The 23,519-nt window shown below is 71.8% G+C and carries 17 protein-coding genes; 10 read left to right on the top strand and 7 right to left on the bottom strand.

Annotation, left to right across the window (positions count from 1 at the left end):
* Positions 1-110 precede the first annotated feature (110 nt).
* From FHX46_RS08845 to FHX46_RS08835, 3 genes are all read left to right on the top strand, one after another.
* Complete coding sequence (locus FHX46_RS08845; protein ID WP_167112307.1) at positions 111-974, top strand: patatin-like phospholipase family protein; 864 nt, start codon at positions 111-113, stop codon at positions 972-974.
* Between the two features lie 115 nt (positions 975-1,089).
* Complete coding sequence (locus FHX46_RS08840) at positions 1,090-2,310, top strand: L,D-transpeptidase (protein ID WP_167112304.1); 1,221 nt, start codon at positions 1,090-1,092, stop codon at positions 2,308-2,310.
* A 41-nt stretch (positions 2,311-2,351) separates the two neighbouring features.
* A complete protein-coding gene (locus tag FHX46_RS08835; RefSeq protein WP_167112302.1) occupies positions 2,352-3,107 on the top strand; it encodes an SIR2 family NAD-dependent protein deacylase in 756 nt (251 codons plus the stop codon).
* On the opposite strand, the gene FHX46_RS08830 is transcribed toward FHX46_RS08835, so the two are convergent.
* From FHX46_RS08830 to dnaE, 3 genes are all read right to left on the bottom strand, one after another.
* Entirely contained in the window at positions 3,097-4,275 is a 1,179-nt protein-coding gene (locus tag FHX46_RS08830) for a low temperature requirement protein A (protein WP_167112300.1), read from the bottom strand. The genes FHX46_RS08835 and FHX46_RS08830 overlap by 11 nt on opposite strands.
* Before the next feature lie 301 nt (positions 4,276-4,576).
* The gene (locus FHX46_RS08825) at positions 4,577-5,977 is read right to left on the bottom strand and encodes an MFS transporter (RefSeq protein ID WP_208400959.1); all 1,401 of its coding nucleotides are present in this window, start codon (positions 5,975-5,977) and stop codon (positions 4,577-4,579) included.
* A 165-nt stretch (positions 5,978-6,142) separates the two neighbouring features.
* Complete coding sequence (dnaE, locus tag FHX46_RS08820; protein WP_167112296.1) at positions 6,143-9,733, bottom strand: DNA polymerase III subunit alpha; 3,591 nt, start codon at positions 9,731-9,733, stop codon at positions 6,143-6,145.
* A gap of 143 nt (positions 9,734-9,876) precedes the next feature.
* Between dnaE and FHX46_RS08815 the strand changes: the two genes are divergently transcribed.
* From FHX46_RS08815 to FHX46_RS08800, 4 genes are all read left to right on the top strand, one after another.
* On the top strand, positions 9,877-10,449 hold the full coding sequence (locus tag FHX46_RS08815) for a TetR/AcrR family transcriptional regulator (RefSeq protein ID WP_167106051.1): 573 nt from the start codon (positions 9,877-9,879) through the stop codon (positions 10,447-10,449).
* 67 nt (positions 10,450-10,516) lie between these two features.
* Positions 10,517-11,272, top strand: coding sequence for an SDR family oxidoreductase (locus tag FHX46_RS08810; RefSeq protein WP_167112294.1), 756 nt, complete (start codon positions 10,517-10,519; stop codon positions 11,270-11,272).
* A 58-nt stretch (positions 11,273-11,330) separates the two neighbouring features.
* Positions 11,331-12,248 carry an asparaginase gene (locus FHX46_RS08805; RefSeq protein WP_167121287.1) on the top strand — a complete coding sequence of 306 codons (918 nt, stop codon included), beginning with the start codon at positions 11,331-11,333 and terminating at the stop codon, positions 12,246-12,248.
* Positions 12,249-12,253: 5 nt separating this feature from the next.
* A complete protein-coding gene (locus tag FHX46_RS08800) occupies positions 12,254-13,441 on the top strand; it encodes an aminotransferase class V-fold PLP-dependent enzyme (protein WP_167121285.1) in 1,188 nt (395 codons plus the stop codon).
* A 323-nt stretch (positions 13,442-13,764) separates the two neighbouring features.
* On the opposite strand, the gene FHX46_RS08795 is transcribed toward FHX46_RS08800, so the two are convergent.
* From FHX46_RS08795 to FHX46_RS08785, 3 genes are all read right to left on the bottom strand, one after another.
* Positions 13,765-14,070 carry a hypothetical protein gene (locus tag FHX46_RS08795; protein WP_167112292.1) on the bottom strand — a complete coding sequence of 102 codons (306 nt, stop codon included), beginning with the start codon at positions 14,068-14,070 and terminating at the stop codon, positions 13,765-13,767.
* A gap of 185 nt (positions 14,071-14,255) precedes the next feature.
* Entirely contained in the window at positions 14,256-16,706 is a 2,451-nt protein-coding gene (locus tag FHX46_RS08790) for an FtsX-like permease family protein (protein ID WP_167112290.1), read from the bottom strand.
* The gene (locus FHX46_RS08785) at positions 16,700-17,443 is read right to left on the bottom strand and encodes an ABC transporter ATP-binding protein (protein ID WP_243871251.1); all 744 of its coding nucleotides are present in this window, start codon (positions 17,441-17,443) and stop codon (positions 16,700-16,702) included. Before FHX46_RS08785 ends, FHX46_RS08790 begins: the two co-directional genes overlap by 7 nt.
* Positions 17,444-17,578: 135 nt before the next feature.
* On the opposite strand from FHX46_RS08785, the gene FHX46_RS08780 reads away from it, so the two are divergent.
* The 3 genes from FHX46_RS08780 (at position 17,579) to FHX46_RS08770 (ending at position 22,631) form a co-directional block, all read left to right on the top strand.
* Positions 17,579-20,311 carry a helix-turn-helix transcriptional regulator gene (locus tag FHX46_RS08780; protein WP_167112289.1) on the top strand — a complete coding sequence of 911 codons (2,733 nt, stop codon included), beginning with the start codon at positions 17,579-17,581 and terminating at the stop codon, positions 20,309-20,311.
* A 248-nt stretch (positions 20,312-20,559) separates the two neighbouring features.
* The gene (locus tag FHX46_RS08775; RefSeq protein ID WP_243871250.1) at positions 20,560-21,444 is read left to right on the top strand and encodes an alpha/beta fold hydrolase; all 885 of its coding nucleotides are present in this window, start codon (positions 20,560-20,562) and stop codon (positions 21,442-21,444) included.
* Complete coding sequence (locus FHX46_RS08770) at positions 21,441-22,631, top strand: macrolide family glycosyltransferase (RefSeq protein ID WP_167112285.1); 1,191 nt, start codon at positions 21,441-21,443, stop codon at positions 22,629-22,631. The genes FHX46_RS08775 and FHX46_RS08770 overlap by 4 nt, the downstream gene beginning before the upstream one ends.
* Here the strand turns inward: FHX46_RS08770 and FHX46_RS08765 are convergent.
* A complete protein-coding gene (locus tag FHX46_RS08765) occupies positions 22,581-23,513 on the bottom strand; it encodes an ADP-ribosylglycohydrolase family protein (protein WP_313886067.1) in 933 nt (310 codons plus the stop codon). The two genes, FHX46_RS08770 and FHX46_RS08765, sit on opposite strands and share 51 nt — an antisense overlap.
* Positions 23,514-23,519 lie beyond the last annotated feature (6 nt).

Here is a 23,519-nt window from a genome sequence, read left to right as displayed (position 1 = left end):
TCGTCGGTAGTGCGGAAGGGAACCCCCCGGATCGGGGTGGCCAAGGCCACCCGTTCTCCCGTGGCGTGGGCGCGGGGCGCGGAGCACCATGCGAACAGGGAGGTGGTCGGATGGTGGATCTTCCCCGTCCGGTCGGGTTCGTGCTCGGTGGTGGCGGCAGCCTGGGCGCGATGCAGGTCGGCATGCTCCGCGCCCTCACCGAGGCCGGGATCCGGCCGGACCTCGTCGTCGGCACGTCCGTCGGGTCGCTCAACGGCGCGGTCCTCGCCCTGGACCCGGACGACGCGGGCGAGCGGCTGCGCAAGACGTGGACCCACATGACCCGCCACGAGGCGTTCCCGGGCGGGGTGCTCAGCCAGGTCCGCACCCTGCGGCACAGCAAGACCCACCTGTTCCCGAACATCGGGCTGGCCACGATCGTCGACGACCACCTCGGCCCGGGCACCACGTTCGAGGACCTCGCACTGCCGCTGGGCGTCGTCGCGACCGTGGTGGACACCGGGGAGGCGCGGCTGTTCACCTCCGGCGAGCTGCGGCCGCCACTGCTGGCCAGCGCCGCGATCCCGGGGATCTACCCGCCGGTCGAGCACGAGGGCCGGCTGCTCTACGACGGCGGGCTGGTCGCGAACGTGCCGATGCGGCAGGCGCTCGCCCTCGGCGCCCGCTCGCTGGTCGTGCTCGACTGCGCCTTCCCCGGCCAGATCCCGTCACCACCGCAGACGTTCGCCGAGGTGCTGATGTACACGGCGATGGTGAGCATGCGCAACCAGGCCGTGCTGGAGGCGCCGATCGCCGCGGCGGAGGTGCCGGTCGTGTACCTGCCCGGCCCGCGCCCGGTCCGGCTGAGCCCGCTGGACTTCAGCCGCACCGACGAGCTCACCGACCTCGCGTACCAGGCGGCGCGCATCTACCTGCGCGAGGTCACCGTCGACGGCCCCGGCCTCTACGGCGGCCCCGGCGTGAAAGTCATGTGAACCCGTGGGTGGCGCCGTGACGCGGACCACCCCCGCACAACAAACCGGGTGCGGAAGCGTCTATGCGGGCACGGTAGTTTGCTTGTTCCGCCCACGATTTCCGCAAAGAGACCACATGACAGTCAAAAAGACTCTACTTTCCCCCCGCAGGGCGCCGATCGCGGCCGGACTGCTCGCCGTGGCGCTCTTTCTGTCGGCCTGCACTTCCGGCAATTCGGGCGATACGAACAACGGCGGTACGGCCGGGCCGGCGAGCTCCGGCCAGGCCGCGGTGACCGTGTCCATCGAACCGGCGAACGGCAAGAACATCAGCCCCGCCACGCCGATCGTGGTGAAGGCGAGCAACGGCACGCTCACCGAGGTGACGGTCCAGAACACCGCCAAGCACACCACGGTCAAGGGACAGCTCTCCGCCGACAAGTCCACCTGGACCTCGTCCGAACCGCTGGGCTACGCAAGCACCTACACCGTCGACGTCCACGCCGCCGACAGCGCCGGCAAGACGGTCGACCAGCAGGGCCAGATCGCCACGGTGGCACCGGCCAAACAGGCCAATCCGAACCTGATCCCCGCGCCCGGCGCGGTCGCCCAGACCGGGGTGGGCGTCGGCCAGCCGATCGTCTTCCAGTTCAGCTACCCGGTGAAGAACAAGGCCGACGTGGAAAAGCAGCTGTCGGTGGTGTCGAATCCGCCGCAGCAGGGCTCCTGGTACTGGATCGATGACAAGAACGTGCATTACCGGCCGAAGGAGTACTGGCAGCCGGGCACCACGCTGACCGTGTCGGCGAAGATCTACGGCGTCGATTTCGGCAACGGCGTCTACGGCGCGGAGGACCGCACCGAGACCTACCACGTGCACGATTCCTGGATCGCCAAGGCCGACGGCAACACCGAGCAGATGCAGATCCTGCACAACGGCCAGGTGGTGAAGACGATGCCCATTTCGATGGGCAAGGACGCGACGCCCACCCACCTCGGCCCGCACGTCATCTCGTTCAAGGCCGAGACCTACCACATGGACTCGTGCACCTACGGCGTCTGCAAGGGCGATCCGAACTGGTACAGCTCCGACGAGAAGTGGTCCGAGCGCATCTCCAACGACGGCGAGTTCGTGCACGAGAACCCGCACAGCGTGGGGGCGCAGGGCAACTCCAACGTCTCGCACGGGTGCATCAACCTCAACGACGAGAACGCCCAGTGGTTCTTCCGCAACATGGGCCTGGGCGACGTCGTGGAGGTGACCAACTCCGGCGGTAAGCCGCTGCCGGTGTGGGACCTCTACGGCGACTGGGCGCTGTCCTGGGATCAGTGGCAGCAGGGCAGCGCGATCAAGTGACCGTGTGGTGATCGCGGTTCCGGGACGGCACCATGGGAGCCATGACCGTCCCGGAACTCGATCACGCACGGCGGCTCGTGGACGGCGCCGCGCGGATCGTCGCGCTCACCGGCGCCGGCGTCTCCACCGACTCGGGCATCCCGGACTTCCGCGGCCCGCGGGGTGTGTGGACGACGAACCCGGCCGCGGAAAAGCTGTCGCACATCGACGAGTACGTCGCCAGCCGCGAAGTGCGCGAGCAGTCCTGGCAGGCCCGGCTGGACCACCCGGCGTGGTGGGCGCGTCCGGGCGCCGCGCACCTCGCGCTGGTGGAGCTGGAACGGCAGGGCCGGCTCTCGGCCGTCCTCACGCAGAACATCGACGGGCTCCACCAGATGGCCGGGAATTCCCCGGACCGGGTCGTCGAGCTGCACGGCACCATGGCCGACTCGATCTGCCTGTCCTGCGACGACCGCCGCGACATGCACGACACCTTGGACCGGGTGCGGGCCGGGGAGTCCGATCCGGACTGCGAAATCTGCGGCGGCATCCTCAAATCCGCGACCATCTCCTTCGGTCAGGCGCTCGACCCGGTGGTGGTGGACCGCGCGCAGGAAGCCGCGGCGGGCTGCGACCTGATGCTGGCGCTGGGCAGCTCGCTCACCGTGCATCCGGCCGCGGGTCTGGTGGACGTCGCGGCGGCCGCCGGAGCGCCGGTGATCATCGTCAACGCGTCCGAGACGCCCTACGACGACGTGGCGGCCGTCGTGCTGCGAGAACCGCTGGGCGAGGTGCTGCCCGCGCTGGTCAGTCGCTGACCGGTTCGCCGTGCGCGGCGATCACGGTGGTGGCCACCAGCGCCGCCGCGATCAGGGCGGCCAGGTACACCGGCACCGGTGTGACCGACGCCGCCAGCACGAGCACCGCGGCGAGCGGGAAGGCGATCGCGATGGGCCGGCACTCGTTGCGCGGCCCCACGTGCAGCAGCCACACACTGACCAGGAACACGGCCACCGGCAGCGTCGTGGCCAGCGCGGCGACCAGGCCCGGTGCGTGCCCGGCGCCGGTCGCGCGGTCCAGCGCCACCTCGATGCCCACACCGACGGCGGCGGCCGAGGTGAAGATCAGGTAGTGGCCGTAGCCCCAGGCGAAGCCCTGCCGGAACTGGGCCAGCCGCTGGTGGCCGGGCTGGTCGAAGTACAGCCACCACATGGCGAACACCAGCACCAGCCCGGCGAGCGCGAGCAGCACCAGGCCGAGCACGTCGTGGCCGGTGCCGATGGCCTCCCGGACCGCGTTGGTGGCGCCGAACACCGTCTCGCCGAGCACGATCAGCGTGAACAGGCCATACCGTTCGGCGATGTGGTGCCGGTGCCAGCGGGTCGGTGCCGGCCGCTCGGCCCACACCGGCACCAGCATCTCGGCCGCGGCGAGCACCAGGAAGCTGGGCAGGAACCACGACTCCGGCACGGCGATGCGCGCCACCCAGCCCGCCTGAACGACCGTGATGCCGGCGGCGAACCGCAACGCGGTGGGCCGGCACTCCGGCTCGCTCGCGGCGGCGCGCAACCACTGCGCGACCATCGCCAGGCGCATCAGCACGTAGCCGATCACGATGACGGTGAAGTCGTCGGCGAACGCCCGGCCCACCCCCGCGGCGACCACCAGGGCGCCGCCGATCTGGACGAACGTGAGCAGCCGGTAGGGGCCGTCGTCGGTGTCGAACGCGGACGCGAACCAGGTGAAGTTGACCCAGCCCCACCAGATCGCGAAGAACACCAGCAGGAAGCTGAGCACCCCGTGGCCGACGTGGTTCTCCGACAGGGCGTGGTGCAGCTCGCCCGCGGCCTGGCCGACCGCGACGACGAAGCACAGGTCGAACAACAACTCCAGCGGGGTCGCGACGCGGTGTTCCTCGTCGCGGTCGCGTGCAGCCATCGGCCGGTACCAGACCCGGTACCGCCGGTTCGCCGGTGCCACGGACATGTCCTTCCCTCCCCGACGGCCGAATGTCCGCTCATTGCAGCACAGAAAAAGGGGTGGGCCCGGCTCCCCCTCATCCGGGCCCACCCACACGGGTGCCTTCCTGCCGCCGCACGATCCCCCGCGGACGCCGACGGCACGGCCGGGCGTGACCCTGAGTGTCCACTCTGGAGAGCCCGGAGCACGGTTCCCATCCCCGGAACCCGCCCCGCATCGCCACTGTGCGTAGCTGCCACCCGGAACATGAAGGCTGTATCAGGTTTACCCGGTGGCTCTCCGTAGAGCCAGCACCTTCGGGAAAGTCTCACTCATATGGAGCAGCAGAAGTAGCGTTCGGTAGTTGATCGTCCGAGCCGCGTACTCGCCTGGCCCGCAGTTCCGCGATCCCGAGGCCCAGCGCCACGACGACGAACCCGACGGCGCACAGCATCGACACCGCAAGCGCGGCCGGGAAATCGCCGTGTGTGGCCGGCACGATCGCGCGGAAGACCGAGGCGAGCACCGCAGTGCCGATCGCCGTGCCGATCCGCTGCCCGGTCTGCAACGCTCCCCCGGCGACCCCGGCCATCCGCGTCGGCACGCACTCCAGGGTGAGCGTGGTATTGGGCGAGATGACCATCCCGCCCCCGATCCCGGCGGCGAGCAGGGGCAGCGCGACGACCAACCCGAGGTTTCGTCCGGGCGCGAGCCACGCCAGCAACGCGACCACCCCCAGCCCGCAGGCGACGAGGGACAGGCCGCTGACGGTGAGGCGGCGACCCCACCGGGCGACGAGGCGGCCCGCCACCGCGGCCGACACGGCGGCGCCGACGGCGAACGGGGTGACCGCGAGACCGGACTCCAGCGGCGAATACCCCAAGCCCTGCTGGAAGAACAGGGCGAACACCAGCCAGATCCCGGCGAACCCGCAGAAGTACACCGCCCCGATCGCCGCGCCCGGCGCGTAACCCGGGGTCTCGGTGAACAGCCGCACGTCCATCAGCGGCGGACGCCCGCGCCGCACCACACGCCGTTCCCACCGCACGAACGCGAACCCGACCACCACCGCCACCACGAACAACCACCACAGGCGGCGCAGACCCTGCTGCTCGGACTCCACCAGCGGCAGCAGGACGCACAGGACGGCCGCGCCGAGCAGCAGCACCCCGAGGAAGTCGATCTCGCGCCGCAGCCGGGCGGGGCGGCCCTCCGCGTGGGGCACCAGCCGCAACGCCAGGACGAACGCCAGCACACCGATCGGCACGTTGACGTAGAACACCCAGCGCCAGCCGTGCTCCTCGCCGAACACCGCGATGATGAGCCCGCCCAGAACCGGCCCGACCGCGGTCGAGATGCCGACCACCGAGCCGAACGCGCCGAACGCCTTGCCCCGTTCGGCGCCCTGGAACAGGTCCTGGATCAAGCCGCTGTTCTGCGGTGTGAGCATCCCGGCCGCGCAACCCTGGAGCAGCCGCGCGATCACCAGCACCTCGCCGGTGGGCGCGGCACCGGCGAACGCGCTCATCGCCACGAACGCCGCCAGGGCGATGAGGAACATGCGGCGCCGGCCCAGCGCGTCCCCCAGCCGGCCGCCCGACACCAGGACCAGACCGAACGCCAGCGCGTATCCGGACACCACCCACTGCGCGGTGCCGGCGTCCCCGCCGATGCCCTTCTGGATCGAGGGCAGGGCCACGTTGACGATGCTCACGTCGAGCAGGCCCATGAACCCCGCCGTGAGGGTCACGGCCAGGGCCTTCCAGCGGCGCGGATCCTGTTGCCGGGTGAGGGTCACTCCTCCATCGTCGCTTCTGCTCGCAGATCGCGCCCGCTGCGGGTGCCCGCGCCGCGGGCGGTTGCCCGTCGCCGGCGTGGCCGTGGCGCTGGTGACCTAGGTGCCCGCGGTGATGCCGGGGATGCCCTTGAGCTCACCCATCAGCATCGAGCTGACCTTGACCGGGTAGTCGTAGAGGGCGAAGGTCGTCTCGCGCTGCCTGCCCACCAGCTTCAGGCGCACGGGGGTGTCGCCGCGGTGGGCGAGCAGGGTCGACTTCAGTTCGCCGACCACGCTCTTGTCCAGGCGCTCCGCGGTGCACCGCAGCACCAGCGGCGGCTCGTCGTCACCGTTGCCGATCTCCGACAGGTCCAGCGGGACGAGACCACCGCCGAAGACGGACATCTTGTCCTCACGCCAGTTCACCCGGCCCTTGACCAGGACCGCGTTGTCCTCGACCAGATCTGCCGAGAACATGGCGTAGGACTTGGGGAAGAACAGCACCTCCAGCGAGGCGTCCATGTCCTCCACCGTGCAGATGGCCCAGGGCTCACCCTTCTTGTTGACCCGCCGCTCCAGCGAGGTGATCAGCCCGGAGATGATCAGCTCGCCCTCCTTGGGCGGGTTGTCCAGGATCGCGGCGATCGGCCGCGGGGCGTGCTTGCGCAGGATCCGCTCGGCACCGTCGAGCGGGTGGGCCGACACGTACAGGCCGAGCATCTCCCGCTCGTAGGCCAGCAACTGCTTGCGCGGCCACTCCTCGTCACCGAACTTCAGGTGCGCCAGCGGCGACGACGACGGTGCGGCCTCCGCCGCGTCACCGTCCGCGCCGAACGCCCCGAACAGGTCGAACTGGCCCATCGCCTCCTGGCGCTTGAGCGGCACGACCGCGTCGACCGCGTCCTCGTGGACCTGGATCATCGACAGCCGCGTGTTGCCCAGCGAATCGAACGCGCCCGCCTTGATCAGCGATTCGATGACCCGCTTGTTGCAGGCCACCAGCTCGGACTTGTCCAGGAAGTCGGTGAAGGAGGAGTACTTGCCCTTCTCCTGGCGCGTCTTGATGATCGACTCGACGACGTTGGCGCCCACGTTGCGCACCGCGCCCAGGCCGAAGCGGATGTCGTCGCCGACCGCGGCGAACCGCTGGCCCGACTCGTTGACGTCCGGCGGCAGCACCTTGATGCCGAGCCGGCGGCACTCGGACAGGTAGACCGCCGACTTGTCCTTGTTGTCACCGACCGAGGTCAGCAGCGCGGCCATGTACTCCGCGGGGTAGTTCGCCTTCAGGTACGCGGTCCAGTAGGACACGAGGCCGTACGCGGCCGCGTGGGACTTGTTGAACGCGTACCCGGCGAACGGGAGGATCGTGTCCCACAGCGCCTGGATGGCCTCGGCGGAGAAACCGCCGGGAACAAGGTCACTGGCCTTCATCCCTGCGGCGAAGCCCTCGAACTCCTTGTCGAGGACCTCCTTCTTCTTCTTGCCCATCGCGCGGCGCAGCACATCCGCCCGGCCCATCGAGTAGCCGGCGACCTTCTGCGCGATGTGCATGATCTGCTCCTGGTAGACGATCAGGCCGTAGGTGTCGGCCAGGATCTCCTTCAGGGGCTCTTCCAGCTCGGGGTGGATCGGCTTGACCTGCTGCCGCCCGTTCTTCCGGTCGGCGTAGTCGTTGTGGGCGTTCATGCCCATCGGGCCGGGGCGGTACAGCGCGCCGACCGCGACGATGTCGTCGAACACGGTCGGCTGCATGCGCCGCAGCAGGTCCCGCATCGGGCCACCGTCCAGCTGGAACACGCCGAGCGTGTCACCGCGAGAGAGCAGCTGGTAGGTCTCCGGGTCGTCGACGCCGAGGGTGTCCAGGTCGATGTCGATGCCGCGGTTGGCCTTGATGTTGTCGATCGCGTCGCCGATGACGGTGAGGTTGCGCAGCCCCAGGAAGTCCATCTTCAACAGGCCGATGGCCTCACAGGACGGGTAGTCCCACCCGGTGATGATCGACCCGTCGTCGCGCTGCCACAACGGGATGGCATCCATCAGCGGCTCGCTGGACATGATGACCGCGCAGGCGTGCACGCCGGCGTTGCGGATCAGGCCCTCCAGGCCGCGGGCGGTGTTGAAGATCGTGGAGACCTCTTCGTCGGTCTCGATCAGCGTGCGCACCTCGGCGGCCTCGCCGTACCGCTCGTGCTGCGGATCCACGATGCCCGACAGCGGGATGTCCTTGGCCATGATCGGCGGCGGCAGCGCCTTGGAGATCTTGTCCGCGATCGCGTACCCCGGCTGGCCGAAGTGCACCCGCGCGGCGTCCTTGATCGCCGCCTTGGTCTTGATGGTGCCGAACGTGATCACCTGGGCGACCTTGTCCGCGCCGTACTTCTCGGTGGCGTAGCGGATCATCTCGCCGCGGCGGCGGTCGTCGAAGTCGATGTCGATGTCGGGCATCGACACGCGCTCGGGGTTGAGGAACCGCTCGAACAGCAGCTTCTGCGGGATCGGGTCCAGGTTCGTGATGCCGAGGACGTAGGCGACCAGCGAACCCGCCGCCGAACCACGGCCGGGACCGACGCGGATGCCGACTTTGCGTGCGTAGTTGATGAGGTCGGCGACCACGAGGAAGTAGGCCGGGAAGCCCTTGCCGATGATGACCTCGAGCTCCATGTCGAGCCGCTCGCGGTAGCCATCGGGCGCGCCGGCGGGGAACCGCCACGCCAGACCGCGGTCGACCTCGGCCCGCAGCCACGAAGCCTCGTCGTGCCCGTCGGGCACCTCGAAGACCGGCATCCGGTCCTTGTGCGTGTACACGTCTTCGTAGGACTCGACGCGCTCGGCGATGAGCAGGGTGTTGTCGGCGGCGCCGGGCACCTCGGTGTCCCAGTACTCGCGCATGTCCGCGGCCGACTTCAGGTAGTAGCCGTCGCCGTCGAACTTGAACCGGTTTGGGTCGTTGAGCGTCTTGCCGGACTGCACGCACAGCAACGCCGAGTGCGAGTCGGACTGGTCCTTGGTGACGTAGTGCGAGTCGTTGGTGGCCAGCGGCTTGAGGTCGAGCAGCCTGCCGATCTCCAGCAGCCCCTCGCGCACCGACCGCTCGATCGGCAGGCCGTGGTCCATCAGCTCGAGGAAGAAGTTGTCCGCCCCGAAGATGTCCCGGTAGTCCGACGCCGCCTGGATGGCTTCCTGCTTCTGGCCCAGGCGCAGCCGCGTCTGCACCTCGCCGGAGGGGCAGCCGGTGGTGGCGATGATGCCCGAGGCGTTCTCGGCGATCAGCTCCCGGTCCATCCGCGGCTTGCGGTAGTAGCCCTGGATCGAGGCCAGCGAGGAGAGCTTGAACAGGTTCCGCAGACCGGTGGCGTTCTCCGCCAGCATCGTCATGTGGGTGTAGGCACCGCCACCGGAGACGTCGCCGCCCTCGCCGAACTCGTCGGAACCGCGCTGCGACGCCTGCCCCCAGAACACCGGCTTCTTGGTGAACCGCGACTCGGGCGCGATGTAGGCCTCGATGCCGATGATCGGTTTCAGCCCGGCCTTGCGCGACTGCTGGTAGAACTCGTCCGCTCCGTACATGTTGCCGTGGTCGGTCATCCCGACCGCGGGCATGCCGAGACGGCTCGCCTCGGCGAACAGCGGGGCGATCTTCGCCGCACCGTCGAGCATCGAGTACTCGGTGTGCACATGCAGGTGGACGAAGGAATCGTTCGACACCAGCAGAAACCTCCCCTGTGACCTCACGCCGCCTGCTGCCGGCCTGGAGAGTCAGCGTAGCTCGGGGCACCGACGAAAACGGCGCCGACGTGCCGAGCGAACTTTATTTGACCTCAAGTTCCAATATCAGCTAGGGTCGAGCCGTGGCGAGAGCGAAATCCTTCGACGTCGACGCGGCCGTGGACAAGGCGATGGAGGTGTTCTGGGCGCACGGGTTCGCGGGCACCACGCCGCAGCGCCTGGTCGACGCCCTCGGCATCGGGCGCGGCAGCCTGTACAACGCGTTCACCAGCAAGCACGCTCTCTACGAGCGCGCGCTGCGGCGGTACTACGAGCGGGAGACCGTCCGGCTGATCGAGATCCTGGACGGCGCAGGACCGGCGCGGGAGCGGGTGCGCAGGGCGCTCGACCTGGTCGTCGAGGCGGCCCGTGACGACCGCCGGGGCTGTCTGGTGGCCAACGCCGCGGTGGAGTTCGGCGAGTCCGACCCGTCGGTCAACCACCTGGTCCGCCGCACCTTCGAGCGTCAGGAGGCGGCGTTCCGCAGCACCATCGAGGAGGGCCAGCGCGCGGGCGAGATCGACCCCGGTGCCGACGCCCGCGCCCTCGCGGCGTTCCTGCTCACCACCCTCAACGGTATCCGCGTGCTGGCCAAGGCCGATCCCGATCCGGACCGGCTGGCGAGCCTGGCGGAGACGGCGATGCGCGCGCTCTGAGCGGTTCGGCTCCGCGGCGCTTCGCGCTGCCGTGATTTTGTAACTACAGTTCAAGAAAGGGAAGTACGTGGACCTGCAGCTGGACGGGAAGACGGCGGTCGTGACCGGCGCGAGCAAGGGAATCGGGCTGGCGACCGTGCGGGCGCTCACCGCGGAAGGCGTGACCGTGTTCGCGGCGGCACGCAGCGTGAGCGAAGGGATCGGGATCGAGGCCGACCTGACCACGCCGGACGGAGTGGCACTGCTCGCCGAACGCGCCGGTGACGTGGACATCCTGGTGAATAACCTGGGCGGGGTGGTGCCGGCCAGCATGCGGGCCGGCGGCTTCCTGGACGTCGACGACGACGCGTGGCAGCGGACCTACGAGCTGAACCTGTTCGCGACCGTGCGGGTAACCCGTGCGCTGCTGCCCGGGCTGCTCCGCCGGCGCGGCGTCGTGATCAACATCTCGTCGATCGGCGCCCGGGCCGCGTTCCCGCCGGTCGACTACGGCACGGCGAAGGCGGCCCTGACCAACCTGACGAAGGCGCTGGCCGAGGAGTTCGGCGCGCAGGGCCTGCGCGCGCTGACCGTCAGCCCGGGCCCGACGCGGACGCAGAACTGGGCCGACCCGGCCGGGTACGCGGGCGAGCTGGCCGCGGCCGCCGGGGTGCCGCTGGAGGAGTACCTGGCCGGGGTTCCGGCGGCGATGGGCATCACCACCGGACGGCTGAGCGAGCCGGCGGAGACGGCCGCGCTGGTGACGTTCCTCGCCTCGCCACGCGCGGGCAACCTCACCGGCGCCGACTACCTGGCGGACGGCGGAGTGATCAAAACCGTGTAAGTGACGAGCGTCCGCTTGACACGGCGGCAAGCCCGCGGCGAGCCTGGCCGTCGTGGTGATCCCTCTGGTCCAGGTGTTCCGTGACGGTCGGGTGGAAAGCGTCCACTTCGGATCGCGAGTGGTCCTCGCGCCCGACGGGACGCTGCTGGAAGCCCGGGGCGAGGTCGACGAGCCGGGCTACCCCCGGTCGACGGCCAAGCTCATGCAAGCCGCCGGCATGGTGCGGCTCGGTCTCGACCTGCCGCCCGACCTGCTCGCACTGGCCGCGGCGAGCCACTCGGCGGAGGAGTTCCACCTGGCCGGTGCCGCCCAGATCCTCGGCGACGCGGGCCTGAGCGAGGACGACCTGCGGTGCCCGGCGCACCTCCCGCACGATCCGGTCCTGCGGGACCAGTGGCTCGCCGACCGCCGCGCGCCCCGCCGGCTCGCGCACTGCTGTTCCGGCAAGCACTCGGCGATGCTCGCCACGGCGAAGCGGAACGGTTGGCCCACCGCCGGATACCTGGACCCGGCACACCCGTTGCAGACCCGGCTCGCCGCCACCGTGGCCGAGCTCGCCGGCGAGCCGGTCGCGCACACCGCGGTCGACGGGTGCGGCGCCCCGCTGTTCGCGATCTCCCTGCACGGCCTGGCCACCGCGGTCCAGCGCGTCGCCACCGCACCGCCCGGCACACCCGAGCACCGCGTGGCCGAGGCCATGCGCAAGCACCCGGAGATGGTCGCCGGCCCGAACCGGGACGTCACGCAGCTGATGACCGCCGTGCCCGGCCTGATCGCCAAGGACGGTGCGGAGGCCGTGCAGATCGCGGTCCTGCCGGACGGCACCACGGTCGCGGTCAAGATCGCCGACGGCGCGGACCGGGCCCGCATGCCCGCGGCACTGGCCGCGCTGCGCCGGGTCGCCCCCGAATACGACTGGGACGACGTCGTCCAGAGGTGTCCCCGCCTCGCCACCCCGAATATGGTCGGTCTGTGACGACCTTGACCACACTGGACGCAGCAGCCGTCGATCGCCTCCGCCAGGAGACCCCGGGCACCGGCGAAGTCATCCACCTCAACAACGCCGGTTCGTCCCTCCCGCCGGACCGGGTCACCGACACCGTGCTGGACTACCTGCGCGAGGAGTCGGTGCGCGGCGGCTACGAGACCGCCGCCGCGCACGCCGAGCGGATCGAGGGCGTGTACGGCTCGATCGCCCGGTTCCTCGGCGCCGGCACCGCCGACATCTCGCTCACCGACCACGCCACCCGCTCGTGGCAGGCGGTCTTCTACGCGTTCCGGTTCGGCCCCGGCGACCGGATCCTCACCTGCCGGTCGGAGTACGCCAGCAACGCGATCGCCTACCTGCAGGTCGCCCGCCGCACCGGCGCCGTGGTCGAGGTCGTCGAGGACGACGAGAGCGGCCAGCTCGACGTCGCCGATCTGGAGCGCCGCCTGGACGACCGGGTGAAGCTGATCTCGATCACCCACGTCCCCACCCAGGGCGGCCTGGTCAACCCGGCCGAGGAGGTCGGCGCGATCGCCGAGCGCGCGGGCATCCCGTTCCTGCTCGACGCGTGCCAGTCGGCCGGGCAGCTGGACCTCGACGTGCGCCGCCTGCGCTGCGACGCGCTGTCCGCCACCGGCCGCAAGTACCTGCGCGGCCCGCGCGGCACCGGTTTCCTCTACGTGCACCCGCGGCTGCGGGAACGGCTGGAGCCCGCGACGCTCGACCTGCACTCGGCCACCTGGGTCGCGCCGGAGGAGTTCGAGATCGCCCCGGACGGACGGCGGTTCGAGACCTGGGAACGCAACTACGGACTCCTGCTGGGCCTCGGCGCCGCCGCCGACTACGCGATGGAGATCGGGCTGCCCGCGATCGAGGAGCGGGTGGCGGCGCTGGCTGCTCAGCTGCGGGCGGACCTGTCCCGGATCCCCGGCGTGACGGTGCACGACCAGGGCCGGCGCAAGTGCGGCATCGTGACCTTCAGCGTCGCCGGCGTCGACTCCTGGGACGTGCGGGACGCCCTGCACGGCGCGAAAGTCAACACGTCGGTGGCCCGCCCCACCTCCTACCAGTTCGACCAGCAGGTGCGGCAGCTGCCGCACATGGTGCGGGCCTCGGTGCACTACTACAACACCGAGGACGAGCTGCGCACCCTGGTGGAGACCGTGGAAAAGCTGGCCTGAACCGGACGCACCGGCAACGCCGCCCTCCCCGGTCCTTCCCATCCGGAGGGACCGGGGAGGTGCGCAGCCGGCGTCCTCGCTGCACGATGGACGGGGACAGGCGGTGACGGCACTGGAGGCGGGGGCCTGCCGGCCGGGGCACGATGAGCGAGCTGCGGAACCTGCTCGGCGTGCTCGCGCCGCCCGCCGACGGCAACGAGCACGCAGCCCAGCCTGAGCCGGGTCCGCCCGCTGATCGACCGGATCGGTCCGGTCAGCTCGAGCGCGCCCCGGTCAGGGCAGGTCGTCCGGCATGCTCGGCCACGAACCGGCCACTTAGCTGGTCAATGGTCTGACGACCCGTTCCGGAAAGTGATCTCCCGGACGGGCAGGAGTTCCACCACGGCGCCCGACCGCTCCAGCAGCGGTGCGGACGCACCCCGCCGGGGATCGGCGCGGTACGCGGCGAACTCCTGCTCACCGGGGAACGACACCAGGTGCGCCTCGGTGCGGTCGTCGAGGGAACGCACCCGCCGCTCGAGGCGCCCTCCGTACTCGGCCAGCAGCGGCAGCACGGAATCCTCGTAGGCGTCGAAGGCCGCCGCCCCATCCTCGGGCAAGCGGGCGAGCAGCAGGAACGTCACGGTCATGGGTCCATCCAACCGGCCCGGGACGACCGCCCACCAGTGCCCCGGTGGCCCGTTCACCACACGGCTGTCACGATCGGCGGTTCCCGGCCGAGCCGCCGGAACAGGTCGAGCGCGAACCGGGTCAACTCGCCGGAACGGTGGCCGGACGCTTCGTCGATCCCCGGTTCACGCTCGTCACCGGACCGTCATCGGGCGCCGGTGCGCGGTCTTCCGCCCCGGTCCGTGATCGCCGCGGCCAAGATCGACGCCGGCACGGCGAGGAGTGCGCATCCGGCTACCGCCGCCGCGGCCGCGAGCCATGGCACGTGGATCGGCAGCGGACCGACGACGCGCACGAGCGCCGCCCATTGCCCGGTCAGCGCCAGTGCCGCCGTGGCGGTGGCCAGGACGACGCCGATCGCCACCACCAGGAGGGACTCCGCCGCGACGAAGCGCAACACCTGGGATTGGCGGGCACCGGCGAGACGCAGTGCCCGGCGTTCCGGCGCCCGTTGGGCCGCTGCCATCAGCGCGATGTTGACCAGCGCGATGGCGGTGTACGCGAGGATGACGCCGAGCACGGCCAGCAGTCCGAGCCTGCTCGCCGAGCCCCGGTGAGCCGCAAGGCTGTCGGCCCACACCGAGCGGGACACCACCTGGGCGTTGTGCCCCTCGGTCGCCCCGCGCAATGCCTCCTCGACGGCCGCGCCCGGGGCGCCGTCGTGGAGCTTCACGTAGGCGACGCTGGGCAGAGCGGCCGGGGGGTCCACGGCCGGCGGCGCGATGTAGGCGTCAGCGCTGGCTCCCGCGGCGAGCACGCCGACCACGGTGAGCGTGGTCGCGGAGCCGTCGGCGCGGCGGAGACGCAGGCTCTCGCCGAGGCCCCGCTCCCAGTCGGCGGAGACCACGATCCCGTGCTCGTCGAGCGCGGAGAACGAGCCTTCCGCCAGGGCGATCCGGACGGCGGACGGAAAGGTACCCGGCTCGACGACCTCGACCGGGCGCTGGATCAGCACGGTGTCCTGGCCTTCCGCGGTGTACACGCTGGTCGGCGTGGAGGTGGCGACGTCGACCCCGGGGATGGTCCGCAGCCGTCCGACGAGCTCCCGGTCGAGGCCCGCGTCCGTCGTGGGCAGGACGAGGTACTCGGCCCGCACGGGTGCGGTCTGCCGGGTGGTGTCCGCCGCGTCGCCGGTCGCGGCTCCGCCGAGCAGTGACACGGCCAGCGCGACCATCACCAGCACCGGCCCCGCGGCCGCGGCTGTCTGCCGGGCGGAGGTGAGGGCGGAACCGGCCACCACCATGCCGGTGGCGCCGCGCAGCCGCTCGAGCGGTCTGGCCAGTACCCGGGTGACGGGCCGCACCACGACCGGAGCGAGGAGGCTGACGCCGGCGACGAGCAGCATGACGATCGGCATCGCCGTCTTGTTCTTGGCCGCCGACTCGGGGTCGAACCCCGCGTTGACGGCCATGCTGATGATTCCGCCCAGGAGCGCGGCAACACCGAGCAGCCAGCGCACCGGTGTCATCGGCCTCGTCTCGGCCGCCGCCTGGCGCATCGCCTCAACCGGGGCGACGCGCGAGGCACGCCACGCCGCGGCGGCCGCGCCGAGCAGCGCGACGAGAACACCGGCCGGGAACGCCACCAGCGCGGGGACGGCCGAGTGGCTCACCACGGTCCAGGCCGGGGCCATGCCATGGCTGATCAGGCCGTCCAGCGCCCACCCGGTGGCGAGGGGCCCGACCACCGCACCCAGTGCGGACGCGACGACCGCGACGGCCCCGGCCTCGGCGAGCACCATCCGGCGCACCTGGCGCCGGGTTGCCCCGACAGTGCGCAGCAGCGCGAACTCCCGCAGGCGCTGCACCACGGTGAACGCGAACGTCGAGGACACGACGAAGATCGCCACGAACGCCGCGAAGCCACCCGCGATACCCGCGATGGTGTTGGCGTTGTTCCGCGCCCGGTCGTCGTCGTGCCTGGTCGGGTCGGCCAGTGCCCGGTCCTGGCCGGTGAGGATCTGGCCGCGGTCGCCGACCACGGCCCGTACGGCGTCGGCCGGTTGCCACAGCGCCAGCGCGTCGATTCTCGGCGACAGCGCCGCGGCCCGTGCGTCGGTGAAGAACAGGGTGTCCTGTGGGCCGGCTGAGGTGAGGCCGACGACCGTGTACGTCTGTGCACCGCCCGCGGTGACGATCCGCACCCGTTCGCCGAGGGTGACTCCCTGGCGGGCCGACACGCTCGCCGCGATCTCGCCGTCCACGGCCGGCGGGCGTCCGGCGGTGAGCTGGTGCGGTGCGGCGCGCGCCGCAGACCACGGCCGCCCGGTCGCCGGCGGACCGCCGGCCAGCGCGGCGGGGAAGACCCGGTCGATCACGGCGTCCGGGAACTCGGCCGCGAGGACCGCGGGCAGCCCTCGCGGCTCCGCGGGCCGCGAGGGCTGCCCCGCGATCGGAGGCAGTCCGGTCAGCTCGCCGGGTACGACCACCACCGGTGCCGCGGCGTACCGCTGCGGCGCCCGGTCAGCGGTGGTGACCGTGCTGGCAAGCACCTGCCCGGTCACGGCGATCAGCCCAGCGCCGAGAAACAGAGCGAAGAAGCACCCTACGAAGGACACCCAGCGGGTGCGCAGGGTACTGAGCGCGATGGTCAGCACGACGCCTCCAGCAGCACCATCCGCGACATCACCGAGCGCGGATCGGGATCGACCAGTTCGTCGCGGATCTGGCCGTCGGCGAGGAAGACGACCCGGTCCGCGTACGCAGCTGCCACCGGGTCGTGGGTGACCATCACCAGGGTCTGGGCGTGCCGGTCGACGAGCGTGCGCAGCAAGTGCAGTACGTCGCGCCCGGTCGCCGTGTCGAGCGCGCCGGTCGGTTCGTCCGCGAACAACACCGCGGGCCGGGTGACCAGTGCCCTGGCGATCGCCACCCGCTGCTGCTGGCCACCGGACAGTTGCGCCGGACGGTGCCCGCGCCGGTCCTCGAGCCCGACGGACGCCAGCCCCTGGCGCAGGAGATCGGGATCGGGCCGCCGACCTGCCAGCCGCAGCGGCAGCGCGACGTTCTGCTCCGCGGTAAGCGAGGGCATCAGGTTGAACTGCTGGAAGACGAAGCCGACCTTGTCGCGGCGCAGCTGGGTCAGCTTCCGCTCGCTCAGCGCGGTGAGGTCCGTCCCGCCGAGGAACACCCGGCCGGAGTTCGGACGGTCGAGGCCGGCGGCACACTGCAGCAGCGTCGACTTTCCCGAGCCCGACGGACCCATCACCGCGGTGAACGTCCCATGCCCGAAGGTGACCGACACGTCGTCCAATGCGGTCACCTCGCCGCCGTCACCCCGGTAGCTACGGGTCACCGCCTCCAGCTTCACCGAGGTGCCGGTATCGGTCATCATCGTCATCACGGTCTGGTCCGTCCTGCTCGTTTGGGCCGGGGCGACCGCCCCTACCAGGGGACATTAGGAAGACCGTCGTCCGGCCGGTACCGGACAACCGACTAGGATCCGGACTGGACAGAAGGGAACTCCGAGGTGACGCCGCTGCACGGCAGGGGGCCCGAACAGGCAAGGCTCGACACCCTCCTCGCCGCCGCGTCGGCTGGGTCCAGCGGCACGCTGGTGCTCCGGGGAGATCCGGGCATCGGCAAGACCGCGCTCTTGTCCTACGCCGCCGCGCAAGCCCGCGACACCCACGGCATGACGGTGGTCCAGGCCGCTGGGTTCGAGACCGAGGCGGAGTTGCCGTACGCCTCGCTGCACATGCTCCTGCATCCCGCGCTGAACCGGATCGACGCGCTGCCCGCCCCGCAGACAGCCGCCCTCAAGCAGGCGTTCGGCCTCGCGCGGGAGGGCGGCGGCGACCAGCTCATGGTCGGCCTCGCCGTGCTGTCCCTGCTGTCCGAGCTCGCCGCCGACGGTCCCCTGCTGTGCCTGGTCGACGACGCGCACTGGCTCGACCACAGCTCGGCTCGCGCGCTGTTGTTCGCGGCCCGGCGCCTGCACGCCGAGGGCATCGCCCTCGTCCTGGCCGCCAGGGACGGCTTCGACGCGGCGGGTCTGCCCGAGCTACGGCTCGCCGGGCTCGACGACGACAGTGCCCGGGATGTGCTGGCCGAGCACGCGCCGGGGCTCACCCCTCCGCTGCGGCGCCGGGTCCTCGACGAGAGCGCGGGCAACCCGCTCGCCCTCGTCGAACTGCCCAGCACCGTGGCGGACCATTCCCGGGCCTTCGAACCGCTGCCGCTGCCGCGCCGCATCCAGGACGCGTACGCCGCGCGGATCGCCGAGTTGCCGTCGCAAGCCCGTACCTGGCTGCTGGTCGTTGCGGCCGAGGACGACGGCGATCTCACGACGGTCCTCGCCGCCAGTGCGCGACTCGGCGCTGACGCCGGGGCACCGGATGCCGCGGAACGGGCCGGATTGGTACGGATCGCCGGCGGGCGCGTCTCCTTCGCGCACCCGCTCATGCGTGGCGCCGCACTGCGCGCCGTCACCTTCGAGGAGCGCCTAGCGGCGCACCGCGCGCTCGCGGCTGTGCTCACCGACCGGCCGGACCGCCGCGCCTGGCACCTGGCCGCCGCCGCGACAGGCCCCGACGAACAGGCGGCGCTGGCCCTCGAGGAGAGCGCCGCCCGGTCCAGGGAACGCAATGGACACGAGGCCGCCGCACCCGCGCTGGAGCGTGCGGCCGAGCTCACCGCCGACCCGGGCCGGCGTGCCCGCCGGCTGATCGCGGCCGCCAGGGCCGCCGTGGACGCCGGTCTGGGCCCGAGGGCGGGCTCACTGCTCGACACGGCCGCCCGGCTGACCGACGATCCCCGAACACGGGCACGGGCACAAGCCCTGCGCGCCCGCACCGCCTTCGACGACGGCGACCCCGGTACCGCGCACGAGCTGCTGCTGGCCGCCGCCGGCACCATCGCCGGAGGCAACACCGCCCAGGACCGTGCCGAGGCCGGTCTCCTGCTGGTCGACGCGGCGCGCAACGCGTGGCAGCTCAGCGACGCCGGCCGGCTGCGGGCCGCCGCGGACCGGCTGCGCGAACTGGGACCGCACCCCGAGCACGGGCTGGGGCCCGCCGCTGCCGCGGTGTACGGCGCGGCGGAGTTCCTCGAACGTGGCCCGGCGGCGGCGTTGTCGACCATGCGCGCCCTCGTGGACCACGGCCGCAAGTCCTCCAGCAGTCCGGACCTGCGGGTCAACGCCGCCTTCGTCGCCGGCCTGGTCGGCGACTTCGAGGCCGGACGGGAGATCTCCCTGGCCGTCGCCGCCGAGTGCCGCTCGCGCGGCGAGATCGGGTGGCTACCGCTGGTACACCTCACCCTCACCGCATCCGAGCTCTACCTCGGCAAGTTCCGGGACGCCGAAGCGTCGGCGGCCGACGGGCTGCGGATCGCCGCGGACACCGGCCAGCCCAACCGGGCCGGCTACCTCGAGGGGATGCTCGCCTGGATCTGCGCGGTGCGCGGCGAATACGACCGTTGCGCCGAACTCGCCGCCCACTGCCACGACCACTTCGACACCACCGGCATCGTGAACAGCCTGGCGTGGGCCGAGTGGGCCCTTGCCCTCGCCGATCTTGGCCGGGGCAGGTTCGCGGAGGCGCTCGAACGGCTCGAGCATGCCCAGGAGGGCCCGGTCCGCCGCCAGATCCAGAGCGTCTACTACGCCCCGGACCGCATCGAAGCCGCCTCCCGTCTCGGCGGTCACGACCGCTCGGCGCGCGCGGCGCTGGAGCAGATCACCGCCTGGGCCGAGGCATCCGGGCTCGGCTGGGCCGATGCGGTGCTGCACCGCTGCCGGGCGCTCATGGAACAGGACTGGCCCAAGGCGCACGAAATGTTCCGCACGGCCGTTCGCCTGCACGCCGACACCGGCCGGCCGTGGGAGGCCGCCCGCACCCACCTCCTCTTCGGCGAGCGGCTGCGCCGCGAGCGCCACAAGACCGATGCCCAGCTCCACCTCCGCACCGCCTTGTCAACCTTCGAACGGCTTCGCGCGACGCCGTGGGCCGACCGCGCCCGTGCCGAACTGCGCGCCGCCGGCGCCAGCATTTCCCCGCGGCCCGGCCGTGACCCGGCGCCACCGCTTTCGCCGCAGGAACTGCGGATCACCCGCCTGGCGGCGACCGGCATGAGCAACCGGGAAATAGCCGGGCAACTGTTCCTGAGTCCGAAAACGGTGAGCTACCACCTCTACCGGGCGTTCCCCAAGCTCGGCGTCACGAGCCGCGCCCAGCTCGCCGGCCTCAGCCTCGCGGACTGACGCCCCGGGCCGCGCCGGCACCGGTCCGCGCGGCCCGCCCGCGCACCACTTCCGCCAGGTCACCCGGTTGCTGATGTCGGGGGTTGGTGGTGCCGGCGTAGCACACAGCGGTCCCCGGGGGCTCGGGCACCGGTCACACGTGCGTGTGGAGATGTTGGCTCCATCGGGTTTCCGCGGCGCGAGAACGAGCGACGGCGTGGTTTCGTGGCGTGCCGCGACCACGACCGAGGAAGATGCTTGTGACGGCAATGACCACCCGGCAGGAGATCGTCCCGCTCACGTTCGGCGGATTCACCTACGAGGGCAGGAAGGTGCACGGATCGGGCGGCGGGCTCGAGCCGGTCGTCCTGGTCGGCGGCGCGTTCCAGCGCAAGGACGCCTGGGGGCGCGTGGAACGCGATCTGCTCGGCCACGCCGACGTGATCACCGCCGACCTGCCCGGCTGGGGCACCGCGGACCGGCTGCCGCCGGAGTACGGGGTGGACTTCCTGGCCGACGCGCTCGACCACCTCCTCGACCACGTCGCGCCCGGCCCGGTGCACCTCGTCGGCGCCTCCTACGGCACCGGTGTCGCGCACCGGTGGGCGCAGCTGCGGCCCGACCGGGTGCGCCGCGTGCTGCTGGTCGGCACGATGACGCACGTGACCGGTCCCTTGCGGGAGCGCATCGCGCGCAGCGTGGAACTGGCCGAGCAGGGGCGGCACGACGAGTTCACGACCGAGGTGCTGGATCTGATGCTCAGCCGCGAGGCGGGCGTGCAGCGCCAGGCCGCGGTGCGCCGGTGCCTCACCGGGCTGGTGGGCGCGATGACCGGCGCCGACGTCGCGAAGTACCTGGACAACACCCGGCGGCTGCTGGACCACGCCGGTGACGACGGTGCGGTGCTCCCCGTCCCGGTTCTGGTCACCACGGGTGAGCACGATCCGCTGACCACGCCGCGGCTGAGCCGCGCCGCTGCCGCCCGCTGCGCGGACGCGCGCTTCACCGCGATCCGCGGCGCCGACCACTTGGTGCACCTGGAACGACCCGCCGAGATCGTGGACCTCGCGCTCCGGTTCTTCCGCGGCGAGACGCTGTCCGGCTTGCCCTACTGCACGCCGGTCGAGCACGTGGCTGGCGGGGTGGCGCGGTGAAGCACGCCCTGTTCGTCAACGTCGCGGACCACGGGCACGTCAACCCGACCCTCGCGGTGGTGGCCGAGCTGGTCGCCCGCGGGTGGCGGGTGACCTACGCGGTGGGCGCGGAGTTCGTCCCGCAGGTACGCGTGGTGGGCGCGGAACCCGTGGTGCTGCCCGGAGTGCGCGACGGCGGGCCACCGCCGGAGGACCTGATGGCCGGCGTGGAGGTGTACCACCGGGAGGCGCAGGCCGCGCTCCCCGTGCTGGAGGCCGCGATCGCCGGTGACGTGCCCGACGTGATCGTCTACGACTTCGTCGCGTTCGCGGGAAAGGTGCTGGCACTCAAGCTGGGTGTGCCGATGGTGCAGCTGTCGCCGACGCACGCGCTGTTCCCGGGCTGGGAGCAGGTCGCGTTCGGGGTGACGAGCCTGTCGGAACTGCCGGTGTACCAGAGGTTCCAGCGATTTCTCGACACCCACGGGCTGGGGTGCTCGGTCGAACAGTTTCAGGCCACCGCCGATCCGAAGGTGGTGTTCGTGCCGCGGGCGTTCCAGATGTCACCGGAACTGCTCGGGCCGGAGCACACCTTCACCGGTCCGGCGCTGGGCGACCGGTCCTTCCAGGGCCGCTGGCGGGCTCCGGGGGGCAAGCCGGTGCTGTTGGTCTCGCTCGGCTCGTGTTTCACCGACCAGCCGGGGTTCTTCCGGGCGTGTCTGGACATGGCGGCCGGGCTGGGCTGGCACACGGTCATGGCGATCGGCCGGCACGTGGACCCGGCCGCGCTCGGGCCGGTGCCGGACGACGTGGAGATCGCGGCGATGGTGCCGCAGCTGGACGTGCTGGCCATGGCGTCGGCGTTCGTCACGCACGCGGGGATGGGCAGCGTGCTGGAGGCGCTGTACCACGGCGTCCCGATGGTCGCGGTGCCGCAGATGGCGGAGCAGCGGCTGAACGCGGCGCGGCTGACGGAGCTGGGCCTGGGGGTCACGCTGGACCGGGCGGACGTCACGGTGCAGGCGCTGCACAACGCGGTGCTGCGGGTGTCGTCGGACGCCGGGATCGCGGAGAACGTGCGTGGCATGCGGGAGATCGTGCGGACGTGCGGCGGGGCGGCGGAGGCCGCGGACGTGGTGGCGCGGACGGGTGACCGCTCAGCGGGTTCCGGTACGCAGTTCCAGCAGGCCGTCGGCCAGCTCGGGTAGCGGGAGATCGTTGACCTCGGTGACCGTGCGGACGGCGTCCTCGGGGAAGGCGCCGGCTCCGGTGCAGGCTCCTGCGATGGCACCGGCCATCGCGGCGATCGTGTCGGTGTCGCCGCCCAGGCTCGCCGCGGTGCAGCAGGCGTGCCAAGGGTCGTCGGCGTGCGCGAGCACCGCGAAGGCGGCGGGCACCGATTCCTGGGTGGCGACGCTGGTGCCGATCACCGTGGCGATGCGCGCGGGATCGAGGTCGCGTGCCCAGCGGATGCGGGCGGCGACGTCCGCGGCGGCGACCCAGTTCCCGCGCTGCGCGGCGAGTTCGGCGGCGGCGATGGCGACGTCGATCGCGTCCGGCAGGGCCGCCCCGTCGATCCCCGCGCTCACGGCGGCGGCGACCGCGGCGGCCCCCGCCAGGGCGACGCCGGTGTGGTGGGTGACCCAGCTGGCCTCGACCACCCGCTCGACGAGGAGCTCCAGGTCGGGCGGCGTGGCGATCCCGACGGGCGTGATGCGCATGGCCGCGCCGTTGGTGGCACCGTACCGGCCGGCGCGCTCCAGGGGTTCACCCGCCGCGACGGCGTTCAGCGCGGCACGGGTGGAGGGCCCGAGCAAGCCGTGGACACCGCGGCCGCGCAGATCCCGTTCCCAGGCCAGCAGCGCCCCGGCGAACCGGTGCGGATCGATGCGGCCACCGCCGTCGATCAACAGGCGAGCCACGATGACGCTCTGCTGGGTGTCGTCGGTGACCGCACCCGCCGGAAGGCCCCGGGCAGCCGCGAAGCCGGTCACCGGTTCGATCTCCGCGGGCGATTTGCCCTCGGTCGGCATGCCCAGCGCATCCCCGATCGCCAGCCCCGCCAACGCCGCCAACGCCCGTTCCCGCACCCGCCC

It is taken from the genome of Amycolatopsis viridis, from assembly GCF_011758765.1.
Classification (GTDB): domain Bacteria; phylum Actinomycetota; class Actinomycetes; order Mycobacteriales; family Pseudonocardiaceae; genus Amycolatopsis_E; species Amycolatopsis_E viridis.
This window is presented reverse-complemented; position numbering and strand designations above follow the sequence as displayed.

What these genes read in the sequence shown, in the direction of transcription:
- FHX46_RS08830 (WP_167112300.1), bottom strand. Translation starts at nt 4,275, where the DNA reads ATGTCCGTGGCACCGGCGAACCGGCGGTACCGGGTCTGGTACCGGCCG.
- FHX46_RS08775 (WP_243871250.1), top strand. Translation starts at nt 20,560, where the DNA reads ATGACCACCCGGCAGGAGATCGTCCCGCTCACGTTCGGCGGATTCACC.
- FHX46_RS08825 (WP_208400959.1), bottom strand. Translation starts at nt 5,977, where the DNA reads ATGGGCCTGCTCGACGTGAGCATCGTCAACGTGGCCCTGCCCTCGATC.
- FHX46_RS08835 (WP_167112302.1), top strand. Translation starts at nt 2,352, where the DNA reads ATGACCGTCCCGGAACTCGATCACGCACGGCGGCTCGTGGACGGCGCC.
- FHX46_RS08840 (WP_167112304.1), top strand. Translation starts at nt 1,090, where the DNA reads ATGACAGTCAAAAAGACTCTACTTTCCCCCCGCAGGGCGCCGATCGCG.
- FHX46_RS08845 (WP_167112307.1), top strand. Translation starts at nt 111, where the DNA reads ATGGTGGATCTTCCCCGTCCGGTCGGGTTCGTGCTCGGTGGTGGCGGC.
- FHX46_RS08795 (WP_167112292.1), bottom strand. Translation starts at nt 14,070, where the DNA reads ATGACCGTGACGTTCCTGCTGCTCGCCCGCTTGCCCGAGGATGGGGCG.
- FHX46_RS08785 (WP_243871251.1), bottom strand. Translation starts at nt 17,443, where the DNA reads ATGATGACCGATACCGGCACCTCGGTGAAGCTGGAGGCGGTGACCCGT.